The organism is Bacteroides sp. MSK.20.82 (assembly GCF_019052485.1).
Lineage (GTDB): Bacteria > Bacteroidota > Bacteroidia > Bacteroidales > Bacteroidaceae > Bacteroides > Bacteroides thetaiotaomicron.
Window position 1 is genome coordinate 145,012 of sequence record NZ_JAHQUN010000002.1, and the last position, 12,768, is coordinate 157,779.

At 45.1% G+C, this 12,768-nt stretch carries 8 protein-coding genes; 4 read left to right on the forward strand and 4 right to left on the reverse strand.

From position 1 onward, the window contains the following. Positions 1-2: 2 nt before the first annotated feature. Positions 3-641 (forward strand): M23 family metallopeptidase, encoded by a 639-nt coding sequence (locus KTR07_RS02635; RefSeq protein ID WP_008760060.1) that lies wholly within the window; start codon positions 3-5, stop codon positions 639-641. Positions 642-906: 265 nt separating this feature from the next. Here KTR07_RS02635 and KTR07_RS02640 read toward each other — a convergent pair whose 3' ends face one another. Next, positions 907-2,547 carry a beta-N-acetylhexosaminidase gene (locus KTR07_RS02640; protein WP_011109236.1) on the reverse strand — a complete coding sequence of 547 codons (1,641 nt, stop codon included), beginning with the start codon at positions 2,545-2,547 and terminating at the stop codon, positions 907-909. 205 nt (positions 2,548-2,752) lie between these two features. Here KTR07_RS02640 and KTR07_RS02645 point away from each other — a divergent pair, with 205 nt between their 5' ends. Next, the gene (locus tag KTR07_RS02645) at positions 2,753-4,966 is read left to right on the forward strand and encodes a beta-N-acetylglucosaminidase (RefSeq protein WP_011109237.1); all 2,214 of its coding nucleotides are present in this window, start codon (positions 2,753-2,755) and stop codon (positions 4,964-4,966) included. Between the two features lie 94 nt (positions 4,967-5,060). On the opposite strand, the gene KTR07_RS02650 is transcribed toward KTR07_RS02645, so the two are convergent. Then, a complete protein-coding gene (locus KTR07_RS02650; protein WP_011109238.1) occupies positions 5,061-5,948 on the reverse strand; it encodes an AraC family transcriptional regulator in 888 nt (295 codons plus the stop codon). Positions 5,949-6,110: 162 nt separating this feature from the next. On the opposite strand from KTR07_RS02650, the gene KTR07_RS02655 reads away from it, so the two are divergent. Next, on the forward strand, positions 6,111-7,493 hold the full coding sequence (locus KTR07_RS02655) for a sugar porter family MFS transporter (RefSeq protein WP_011109239.1): 1,383 nt from the start codon (positions 6,111-6,113) through the stop codon (positions 7,491-7,493). A 21-nt stretch (positions 7,494-7,514) separates the two neighbouring features. After that, a complete protein-coding gene (locus KTR07_RS02660; protein ID WP_011109240.1) occupies positions 7,515-10,796 on the forward strand; it encodes a DUF5107 domain-containing protein in 3,282 nt (1,093 codons plus the stop codon). Positions 10,797-10,868: 72 nt separating this feature from the next. Here the strand turns inward: KTR07_RS02660 and KTR07_RS02665 are convergent, their stop codons facing one another. Together KTR07_RS02665 and KTR07_RS02670 are read right to left on the reverse strand one after the other, a co-directional pair. Then, positions 10,869-12,020: a lactonase family protein gene (locus KTR07_RS02665; RefSeq protein WP_011109241.1), complete on the reverse strand. Its 1,152-nt coding sequence runs from the start codon at positions 12,018-12,020 to the stop codon at positions 10,869-10,871. 197 nt (positions 12,021-12,217) lie between these two features. Further along, a complete protein-coding gene (locus tag KTR07_RS02670; RefSeq protein WP_008760067.1) occupies positions 12,218-12,658 on the reverse strand; it encodes a DUF6078 family protein in 441 nt (146 codons plus the stop codon). Positions 12,659-12,768: the final 110 nt, after the last annotated feature.

Here is a 12,768-nt window from a genome sequence, read left to right on the forward strand (position 1 = left end):
ACATGAAGAACATACTTATTTTATTGACAGTCCTGCTTTTACCAACTCTTGCTTATGCGCAAAGTAAATCCTCTTTTTCTTCTATGGAGGTGAATCATGTACGGGTTGCTACTCCCGGACTTTTTGCGAAAAGCAATCATATATATCTGCATTTGGATTCTTTGCAAGAGCATGAATATGCTTTTCCCTTACCGGGAGCCAAAGTTATTTCCGCTTACGGAACTCGCGGAGGACATTCGGGAGCAGATATAAAGACGTGTGCCAAAGATACGATTCGTGCTGCTTTTGATGGAGTCGTACGTATGTCGAAGCCATATTATGCTTACGGAAATTTGGTTGTAGTCCGTCATGCGAACGGGCTGGAAACGATTTACAGTCATAACTTCAAGAATTTGGTACAGAGCGGAGATACGGTGAAAGCCGGACAACCTATCGGACTGACCGGACGTACCGGCCGTGCTACTACGGAGCATGTGCATTTTGAAACCCGCATTAACGGTCAGCATTTTAATCCGAATCTTATTTTCAATCTGAAGGAGGGCACATTACGAAAGGAATGTATTAAATGTACGAAGAATGGAAATGGGGTAGTGGTGAAGCCACAGGCGAATAATAATCGTGTGGCACAAAATAAAAAGTGAAAGAACTGAGATGGTCTGAAAAAGACGGAAGGGGATTGACTAAAAAGACAATAGTATCTCCCCTTCCCTTCGGGAAGGAGGGGTGGCTGAAAGCCGGGGTGGTAGGTAAAATAGGGTTGTCTATAATTTGCAGTGAATAAGTGGACTGCGTATTCACCTACCACCTCCCCCTGCGGGTACTCCTCCTTCCCGAAGGAGGAGAATTGAGATACTACCGACTTTTTAGTCACTCCCCAGTTATCGGCAGTCAAATGAAAGCGTTTGCTTATTTCATGATATGTTTGCCATAATTCCATCCTTTGAGGTCGTATAGCTCTGCATCCTTACGAATCCTTTCTTTAAAGTCTTCATAATTCCTTTTTTCTTGTGGTGTCCATCCGGCTTCGGCAACGGCGGCAAGACGTGGCAACATCAGGTATTCGAGAACGGAAGGTTCGGTCACCCATTCGGTCCAAAAGTTGGCTTGTACACCTTTATAATAAGGTTGCAAGGCAGCATCCACGTCTTTAAGCGGCTGATAGTTATAAACGGCCTCCACAGTTTCCGTTCCATGTCCCTGCGACATCGGTTCCGTGGGAAGTTTCGACTGTTTTCTGTTGATATAATAAGGTATTTGCGGGCTCAGTATGGTGTTCATTCCTTGCTTGGCAGCCTGTTTTGCGGCGGCATTAGCTCCGATCCATGCCATAATGGTGATGTCATTGCCAAGGATACTGGTATTTCCGTGAAGCACTTCGTTCCAGAATATAAGTTGGCGTTGTTGATCGGCAGGTTTGGTGGCAATGTAATCTTTTAGTTGTTTGTAGAAATAAATCTGCAAGTCTCTGAAGTTGGAAGAACCTATTTCACTCAGCAGCTTCTTGCATTCGTCATTCTTTTGCCATTTCCTTGTGGGGCATTCGTCACCGCCTAAATGAATATAATTGAATGGAAACAATTCAGTGAGTTCATCAATTACCTCTTTGGCAAACTGCATCGCTTTCGGGTTGGCTACGTTGATTACATCAGTAGAAATCCCTTGTTGTAGCCATACTTCATGTTTATCCCTTGGGTCGCACGCCAAGAACTCCGGATAAGCTGCAACGGCTGCCTGTGAATGTCCCGGAATGTCTATTTCGGGAATGATTTCTATAAATTTCTTCTTTGCATACGCTACGATTTCTTTGATATCTTTCTGAGTATAAAAGCCGCCATAACGCTCACCGTCTGGTTTCACGTCACCGTATGCAAGTACTTTGCTGTTTCTCCATGCGCCTGTCTCCGTCAGTTTGGGGTATTTCTTTATTTCGATTCTCCAGCCTTGATCTTCTGTCAGATGCCAGTGGAAACGATTCATTTTGTAGATGGCCATCATGTCGATCACTCGTTTTATCTCATCTTTACCGAAGAAATGTCTGCCTTCGTCCAGCATAAAACCTCTCCATTCGAAACGGGGAGCATCTTCAATCTCGACAGATGGGAGACTCCATTGTGAATGGTCGGACGTTGCTACGCCTGCCATTACGTTGCGGGGCATCAGTTGCTTTAGCGTTTGTAGCGCATAATAGAAACCTGCCGGACGGGAGGCTTCGATCCGGACTTGTTTTTTCGAGACGTTCAGCTTATAAGCTTCAGCGGGAAGTTGTGGATTCAAATCTAAGATAATCCTTGCTTTAGCTTCTTTTTGAGTAGATGAAACCTTGATGCCGGTTGCTTCTTGCAATTCCTTTTTGAATGATTCAAAGACCATACGGATGCTGTCTCCCTGATAAGGAGTGACTTTGGCTTTAAGTTGGTTGCCAAACTCAAAGCGGCCGTCTTTTACGGTAAGGTGAGCCGGTTGTGGGGTGAGAGCGATTTCTTGTGCTGTAAGCATCTCATTGCTACCGAGTAGCAATAGCAGGGGTAGAAAATGTTTGATTTTCATGGTAATTGGGGGTATTTAAATAAAAAGTATAACAGCGGACGAAGATAGAAATAATAAATCAGAAAAGTATGTCTTTATGATTATTTTGTTTGCTCTTTTTGATTTGTTTGATCTAGGTTCCTCATAAATTTGCTTAATTTGATAAATTAGTGTTTCTTTGCACCATGATATAAGTCATGATAACTAACCCCCATTATTACAACTTATGAAAAACAACAAGATTTATCTGTTGGGAGCCTGCCTCCTGTGTGCTGTTACTACCTTTGCGCAGAATGTTAGTCTGCAACCTCCTCCTCAACAACTCATTGTTCAAAACAAGACCATCGATCTGCCTGCTGTCTATCAGCTGAATGGCGGGGAAGAAGCCAATCCGCATGCTGTAAAGGTACTGAAAGAACTGCTTTCCGGTAAGCAAAGCAGCAAGAAAGGGATGCTTATTTCTATTGGTGAGAAAGGTGACAAGAGTGTGCGTAAATATAGCCGCCAGATTCCTGACCACAAAGAAGGCTATTACCTGTCTGTGAATGAGAAGGAAATCGTACTGGCCGGAAACGACGAACGAGGTACTTATTACGCTCTGCAAACTTTTGCGCAATTGCTGAAAGACGGAAAGCTGCCCGAAGTAGAAATCAAAGATTACCCTTCTGTACGGTATCGGGGAGTGGTAGAAGGGTTTTACGGAACTCCCTGGAGCCATCAGGCACGCCTCAGCCAACTGAAGTTTTACGGTAAAAACAAGATGAACACTTATATATACGGTCCGAAAGATGATCCGTATCATAGTGCTCCCAACTGGCGTTTGCCTTATCCCGACAAAGAAGCTGCCCAGTTGCAGGAATTGGTGGCGGTAGCCAACGAAAATGAAGTTGACTTTGTATGGGCGATCCATCCGGGACAGGATATCAAATGGAATAAGGAAGATCGTGATCTTCTGCTCGCTAAATTTGAGAAGATGTATCAGCTCGGTGTCCGTTCGTTCGCCGTATTCTTTGATGATATCTCCGGTGAAGGTACTAATCCGCAGAAACAAGCGGAACTACTGAACTACATTGATGAGAAATTCGCACAGGTAAAACCGGATATAAACCAACTGGTGATGTGCCCTACGGAATATAATAAAAGCTGGTCGAACCCTAATGGCAATTATCTGACTACGCTGGGCGATAAACTCAATCCTTCCATTCAGATCATGTGGACGGGAGACCGTGTCATTTCCGATATTACCCGTGACGGCATTTCATGGATTAACGAACGAATCAAGCGTCCGGCTTATATCTGGTGGAACTTCCCGGTGTCCGATTATGTGCGCGATCATCTGCTTCTCGGTCCTGTGTATGGCAACGATACTACGATTGCCAAAGAGATGTCGGGCTTTGTAACCAATCCGATGGAACATGCCGAATCGTCAAAGATAGCGATTTATAGTGTGGCAAGTTATGCCTGGAATCCTGCCAAGTATGATACATGGCAGACGTGGAAGGATGCGATCCGTACCATTCTGCCAAGTGCAGCGGAAGAACTTGAATGCTTTGCAATGCACAATTCCGACTTGGGACCTAACGGACATGGATACCGCCGCGAAGAATCTATGGATATCCAACCGGCTGCCGAACGTTTCCTGAAAGCGTTCAAAGAAGGCAAAAATTACGATAAGGCAGATTTCGAGACTCTTCAATATACGTTCGAACGTATGAAAGAATCCGCCGATATCCTGTTGATGAATACGGAGAACAAACCGTTGATTGTGGAAATCACTCCTTGGGTGCATCAGTTTAAACTGACGGCTGAAATGGGAGAAGAAGTGCTGAAGATGGTAGAAGGCCGGAATGAATCTTATTTTCTGCGGAAATACAATCATGTGAAGGCTTTGCAGCAACAGATGTTCTATATCGATCAGACGAGTAATCAGAATCCTTATCAACCGGGAGTAAAGACAGCTACGCGAGTGATAAAACCATTAATTGACCGGACTTTTGCCACAGTTGTGAAATTCTTCAATCAAAAGTTTAATGCTCATCTGGATGCCACTACCGATTATATGCCGCATAAGATGATCAGTAATGTGGAGCAGATCAAGAACCTGCCGTTGCAGGTGAAAGCGAACCGTGTACTCATTTCTCCTGCCAATGAAGTTGTGAAATGGGCGGCTGGAAACAGTGTTGAAATAGAACTGGATGCTATCTATCCGGGAGAGAATATTCAGATAAACTTTGGTAAGGATGCTCCTTGTACATGGGGACGCCTTGAAATCTCTACGGACGGCAAGGAATGGAAAACGGTGGATCTGAAGCAGAAAGAAAGCAGATTGTCGGCCGGTTTGCAGAAAGCTCCTGTGAAGTTTGTCCGCTTCACGAATGTGAGTGATGAAGAACAGCAGGTCTATTTGCGCCAGTTTGTTCTGACTATAGAGAAGAAATAAGAATGATTATATAGGCTGACTAAAAAGTCTGAACTACCCACAATTCCCCTCCTTCCCGAAGGAGGAGAGTTGGAAGTTACCACCGACTTTTTAGTCAGCCTTTTTTTGATTTACGATATTCCCGCGGTGACATTCCCATGATCTTACTGAATAGGCGGGAAAAATAATAAGTATCTTCAATACCTATTTTATAGCATATCTGATTTATCTTCATATCGGTGGTATCCAGCAACAGGCAGGCCTGCTGCATCTTTAGCAGATTAAAGTAAGTAAGCGGACTGTGTCCCGTTTGCTTTTTGAACAACATGGAGAAGTGCGACGGAGAATATCCGATTTGTGTTGATATCTCTTCCAGACTCAGATGTTTCTCCATATTCTCTTTCATGTAGTGGATGGCAACGTTCACTATTCCCTCGTCTTCTGCCTCATTGGTGCCTGCATTACGATATTGCTGGACATAGCGTAACGTTCCCAAATAAAAGTGAAACATAGAAAACGCATAACGCAGGTTCTCGTTGCTATAACCATTTTTGAGTGTATTGAATATCTCTTCAAACAGGTTGATCCGCGTACTGATGCGGGAGTGTTGTTCGGACTGAATATCCATCGGACGGTTGGCGTCTTTGGCATAGAACGGAGCAAGAATACCTTTGAAGTGAATCCAGTAAATAGTCCATGGCGTCGATTTGTTGGAAGCATAAGAATGCGGGACTCCTGCCGGAAGAATAAAATACTGATTGGCGGAGACGGTATATTCCTGGTCTCCGATCCGGTAAGATCCGGCACCATCAATACAATAGATGAAGACATATTGATTGATGGGCTCTTTCCGTTCCCGAAAATGATGCTTGGCTTTGGGATAATATCCGATGTCAGTGATATGCAGCATGGAGGTCAGCGGGTCCTCTTCCATCTTATCAACGATGATGCGGGGCAATACTAAGGCTCTTTCCCCGGTAAATCCATCTTTTAGTTTTACCATAGTACATAATTGGTTATTCTGCGCAAATATATAATAATGTATGCGATCTGTCAAATAATACATTAAAAATAAGATTGTCCATCTTTATAAAATGAAATTCTATTTTTTGTGCTTTGGATACGCTCTATCTTTGCAACATCAATTAATCAATCTTCTAGTGGTATGAAAAGTTATAATAAAAAGTTTGTCTATTCCATTTGTTTGGTTTCTGCGATGGGCGGTCTGCTCTTTGGGTATGACTGGGTGGTAATCGGAGGAGCGAAACCTTTCTATGAACTCTATTTCGGTATTGCCGATTCGCCGACGATGCAGGGACTGGCTATGAGTGTAGCCTTGCTTGGCTGTCTGATCGGTGCTATGGTAGCCGGTATGATGGCTGACCGCTATGGCAGGAAACCTCTCTTGCTGATTTCCGCATTTATCTTTTTATCTTCCGCATACGCTACCGGTGCATTTTCCGTATTCAGCTGGTTTTTGGCAGCACGCTTTTTGGGAGGTATCGGCATCGGTATCGCTTCGGGGCTGTCTCCGATGTACATTGCCGAAGTAGCTCCTACTTCCATCCGGGGGAAACTGGTATCCCTCAATCAACTGACTATTGTATTAGGAATCCTTGGCGCACAAATAGCCAACTGGCTGATAGCCGAGCCTATACCTGCCGACTTTACGCCTGCCGATATCTGTGCTTCATGGAACGGGCAGATGGGATGGCGCTGGATGTTTTGGGGAGCAGCATTTCCGGCAGCGGTATTCTTGCTGCTAGCCTGTTTTATTCCCGAAAGTCCCCGTTGGCTGGCAATGAAAGGCAAGAGAGAGAAAGCATGGAGTGTACTTAGCCGGATAGGAGGAAACCGCTATGCGGAGCAGGAACTTCAGATGGTGGAACAAACTTCTGCTTCCAAGTCGGAAGGAGGATTGAAATTATTGTTCAGTCGCCCGTTCCGTAAGGTACTCGTACTGGGTGTTATCGTGGCTGTGTTCCAGCAATGGTGCGGTACGAATGTGATTTTCAATTATGCACAGGAAATATTCCAGTCGGCGGGTTATTCGCTGGGTGATGTACTCTTTAATATTGTGGTGACCGGTGTAGCGAATGTGATCTTTACGTTTGTGGCTATCTATACGGTCGAACGTTTGGGGCGCCGTGCTTTGATGCTTTTGGGGGCTGGAGGACTGGCAGGTATTTATCTGGTTCTCGGCACGTGTTACTTTTTTCAGGTCAGCGGTTTCTTTATGGTAGTGCTGGTAGTGTTGGCGATAGCTTGTTATGCCATGTCTCTGGGGCCTATCACGTGGGTACTGCTTGCTGAGATATTCCCCAACCGCGTGCGTGGTGTGGCTATGGCAACCTGTACTTTCGCTTTGTGGGTCGGTAGTTTCACGCTTACCTACACATTTCCGTTGCTGAATACTGCATTGGGCAGTTACGGCACATTCTGGATTTATTCGGCTATCTGCGTCTTCGGCTTCCTTTTCTTCCTGCGTGCATTGCCTGAGACAAAAGGGAAATCGCTGGAGACATTGGAGAAAGATCTGATAAAATAAAAAGATATAATTAATAATATCATGGTAAAAGCATGGAGAGAAAAGGTTGTAATTCCTACTTATGAAGTAGGTAAACCGGAAAAGAATCCTATTTTCCTGGAGAAACGTGTCTACCAGGGCAGTAGTGGGGTAGTTTATCCTTATCCTGTCATCGAATCGATGTCCGATGAAAAAGTAGATAAGGAATACGAAGCTATCTTTATTGAAAACGAATACATCAAGGTGATGATTCTGCCCGAGTTAGGCGGTCGTGTACAAATGGCTTATGATAAGATCAGGGAACGTCATTTTATTTATTACAATCACGTGATTAAACCTGCATTGGTGGGGCTGGCAGGTCCGTGGATTTCGGGAGGTATTGAGTTTAATTGGCCTCAGCATCATCGTCCCAGTACTTATATGCCTGTAGATACGACGATTGAAGAAAATGCTGACGGCAGCGTCACTGTATGGGTGAACGAAATGGAACGGATGTTTCATCAGAAAGGGATGGCGGGCTTCACGCTTCGTCCGGGACATGCTTTTCTCGAAATAAAAGGGGTGCTCTACAACCGTACCGAAGTGCCGCAAACCTTCCTGTGGTGGGCGAATCCTGCCGTAGCGGTGAACGACTACTATCAGAGTGTATTTCCGCCCGACATCAATGCGGTGTTCGATCATGGAAAGCGTGCCGTATCCAGCTTCCCTATAGCAACGGGTACTTATTATAGGATGGACTATTCTGCCGGAGTAGACATTTCGAACTATAAGAATATCAAAGTTCCTACTTCGTATATGGCTGTCAACTCCCGTTACAACTTTGAGGGTGGCTACGAAAACGACACTTGTGCAGGTATGCTTCATGTGGCAAATCATCATATTTCTCCGGGCAAAAAGCAATGGACATGGGGAAACGGTGATTTCGGCCGTGCATGGGACCGTAATCTGACTGACGAGGACGGACCTTACATCGAACTGATGGCTGGTGTCTATACCGAGAACCAACCGGACTTTACATGGCTGCAACCTTACGAAGAAAAGAGCTTCGTACAGTACTTCCTGCCTTACCGTGAACTGGGAGTGGTGAAGAATGCAAGCAAAGATTTGTTGATGAACATAGAACCGGAAGGTGAAAAGGAGGTACGTTTCAAGATATTCGCAACATCTAAGCAGGTGGTTAATGTAGTGCTGAAAGGTGACGATGGAAAAGTGTATTATAGCAGGCAAGTGACCATTACTCCGGAAGAACTATTGAATGAAACGGTAGACGTAGCAGGGGAGAAGTTGAACAAACTGAATCTTGAAATCACCGCAAACGGCAAGGAACTGCTTTACTGGCATGCCGAACCGGACGAAGTAAAACCGATTCCGGATGCTGCCGAAGCTGCTTTGTTACCGGAAGAAATAAAAACAACCGAGCAACTCTATCTGACAGGTTTACACCTGGAACAATACAGACACGCCACCTATAATCCGGTAGACTATTACGAAGAAGCCTTGCGCCGTGACCCGATCGATGTACGTAGCAATAATGCACTCGGATTATGGTATATCCGTAAAGGCCGTTTCCGTAAAGCTGAACAATACTTGCTTACGGCAGTGAAGACCTTGCAGAAGCGCAACCCGAACCCGTGTGATGGAGAGCCTATCTATAATCTCGGACTTGCCTTGAAATATCAGGGACGCTATAATGAGGCTTACGACCGTTTCTATAAATCATGCTGGAATGCAGCCTGGCAGGATGCCGGTTATTTTGCCTGTGCTCAGATTGCTACGATGCAAGGACGTCTGGAAGACGCTTTGGACGAAGTGGACCGTTCGCTTATCCGCAACTGGCATAATCATAAGGCACGTGCTCTGAAAACGACCATTCTCCGTCAGATGGGGAAAGCGGAAGAAGCCTTGCAAGTGATTGAAGATTCATTGGCTATTGATAAGTTCAACTTCGGTTGCCGTTATGAGAAGTACCTGATAACCAATGCTGCCGAAGACCTGCTTACTTTAAGGGCGATGATGCGTGGCGAAGCTCACAACTATGATGAAATCGCACTTGATTATTGTGCTGCCGGTTGCTGGACAGAAGCCGCTTCTTTGTGGAATGTAGCTATCGCTGAGGGCAGTGTAACGCCAATGACTTATTATTACTTGGGTTGGTGTCTTGTTCAGGGTAAGTTATCCGGGGCGGAACAGGCATTTGCCGATGCTGCCAACGCTTGTCCGGACTATTGTTTCCCTAACCGCCTGGAAGCCATCCTTGCTTTGCAATGTGCTATGGAACAAAACCCGAATGATGCGAAAGCACCTTATTATCTGGGTAATTTGTACTACGATAAACGTCAGTACGATTTAGCACTCGAAGCATGGGAAACTTCCGCCGGACTGGATGACAAGTTCGCTACGATATGGCGTAATCTGGCTTTGGCTAACTTTAACAAAAAGGATGAAGAAGCAACGGCCATCGAATATATGGAACGTGCTTTCCAACTCGATACGACCGATGCACGTGTGTTGATGGAATTGGATCAGCTCTATAAACGTGTCCGTCGTCCGCATTCCGAACGTCTGGCGTTCTTGCAGCAATACCCCGAATTGATAGCGCAACGTGACGACCTCGTACTGGAAGAGATCACTTTGCTGAATCAGACAGGCGAGTATGAAAAGGCTAAAACGTTACTTGATGCGCATATCTTCCATCCGTGGGAAGGCGGCGAAGGAAAAGTACCGGGACAATATCAGTTTGCCCGTGTGGAACTGGCGAAGAAAGCACTTGAAGCCGGGAATTACAGTGAAGCTGTCTCGTTGCTGGCAGAGTGTCTTGAATATCCGCATCACTTGGGTGAAGGTAAGTTGCACGGTGCACAGGAAAATGATTTCTATTATTTCATGGGTTGCGCTTATGAAGGTCTGGGGCAGAATGACAAAGCGGTGGAATGCTGGGAACAAGCGATTGTCGGTCCTACCGAACCGGCTGCTGCCATGTACTACAATGATGCAAAACCGGATAAAATTTTCTATCAGGGACTGGCTTTGTTGAAACTGAACCGCATGGATGAGGCTAACGGACGCTTCCATAAACTGACAACTTACGGAGAGAAATATCTTTTTGACAAGGTTAAAATGGATTATTTTGCAGTGTCACTACCCGATTTGTTAATATGGGAAGATGACCTGACCATACGAAACGTCATTCACTGCAAATATATGATGGCATTGGGTTATTGGGGATTGAACGAAAAAGAGAAATCCGTTCGGTTGCTGAGTGAGGTAGAAAGATTGGATATCAATCATCAGGGTATTCAGGCTTTTCGTAGTCTGATTGGGTAGGAAGTATTGGTTCTTGGTTAGGACCGGCGTACTCTTGTTTCAGTCCGGTGCTAACCAAGTACTTCTTCCTGTTTATGGTACAAACTTAATGCAGACAGGCTTGTCCACCTTTATATCTTTACGTATATCCGTCAGTAATCCTGTATCCGTATCCCTTTCATAAACCTGTATCACATTACTATCCCGACAAGCCACCAGCAAATACTTGCCGTTAGGCGTGATAATGAAATTGCGCGGGTGAATGCCTGTCAGTTGATAACCGACTTTCGTCAGCATACCGTTTTCCGGATGGATACTGAAGATCGCCAGCCCGTCAGCCTTTAGCCGGTTACTTGCATACAGGAATTTGCCGTCCGGGCTGATATGAATATCACCACTTCCTTTGGCTCCCACAGTGTCGGCAGCAATAGTCTGAATTTCTTTTAACTCTCCGTCGTTATATTCAAACGCAATGACTGTTCCCGATAGTTCATTGATGAGATACGCATAGCTTCCATTCGGTGCAAATGTCAGATGGCGGGGACCCGAACCGGCTTCTACTTTATAAGAGGCGGGACTTCCTTCTTTCAGAAAAACATCTTCATTGTCTGCCTTTGCATTCGGATTAACAATAAATTTGTGTATCTGGTCCGTGCCCAGATCGTCTGCAAATAAGTATTTGCCATCCGGCGTGATGCGGACACAATGCAGATGCGGTTTCTCCTGACGTTCCTTGTCGGCTCCCGAACCTTTGAACTTCACCACCTCAGAAGCGGGGAGAAGTGAACCGTCCTTATCGATCGGGAAGACAGAAATGCTTCCTCCACTGTAATTGGCAGTAACCACATTACTTCCGTTGGTAATGATGTAGCAAGGATCTTCGCCTCCGGTTTTCTGCGTATTCAGCAGTCGGAAAGTTCCTTCCTCCTTATTGAAAGCAAATGCGTTGGCAGCAGCTTGTTCGTTGCTGAATTCGCTGACTGCATAGATGAATTTGCCGTCGGCAGAAGGTACGAGATAAGATGGGTTTTCCACTTCCGCTTCACTGAGTGCGGTTGCGGTTCCGTTTTCTTCATTGAATCGGAAACTATAGAGACCTTTACTGTCTCCCGAAGTGTAAGTACCGACAATCATTGTCAGGTCCTGTTCTGCTTCATGGGAGCCTTCGGTCCGGGAAGCCTTTTTTGATGTACAACTAGATGTGAACATACCGATAATACAGATGGTTGCAAAAGTTTTTAGCATATATAGGTTCTTTTTATTAGATAGCAACTTCCTTAGTCTATACTAATGTCTTGTATAATAGATGATTGCAGTTTCCTTGTCGTTCCCTTACGAGGACACGATGGTTTCCCGACGAGGAAACGGTCGTTTCTCTACGGGGATACTTGCGTTTCTCTACGAGGAAACTGTCGTTTCTTTACTTGAAACGGAAATCTCCCTTACCTGTCCCAGTTATACTCTACTATATAACTGTCGAAATACTCACTTTGAATGACTCCCAGTTCTTTGGCGGTATTTATAATCCATTGCTGCTCGGCGGGAGTGAGCGCCAGTTTGCCACTGCGTTTCAAGTAGTAGTTTTTACGTCCCAGATATCCGATCATCCGGTAGCGGAACGTGTTTGCCACGCGCACTGTGAGTGCATTTATTGTGCACATGAATCCTTTGGCGTAGCGCACCTTTTCGTTCGAACAGAAATAGTCACATTTTTCTTTTATGCCCTTTATATGGTTTGGATTCATAATTGGCAGAAAAACTTTGTTTGCAGGGGCGTGTTTTAAAGCTATCTGTCGCAGGCAAGTCGAGGCTTGCGGGCAATTTTCGGCAGCGCACATTCCGAATGTGAAAGGTACTTGAGAATAATCAAATGGTTCTTCCATTGCTTTTTGGGGTTGATAGTATTTATTATATTCCACAAATGTACGGATAATGTTGGTAAGTTGGAAATAACCGGACCTACAAATGTTGTATGTCTGGGAACCAAGTCTGC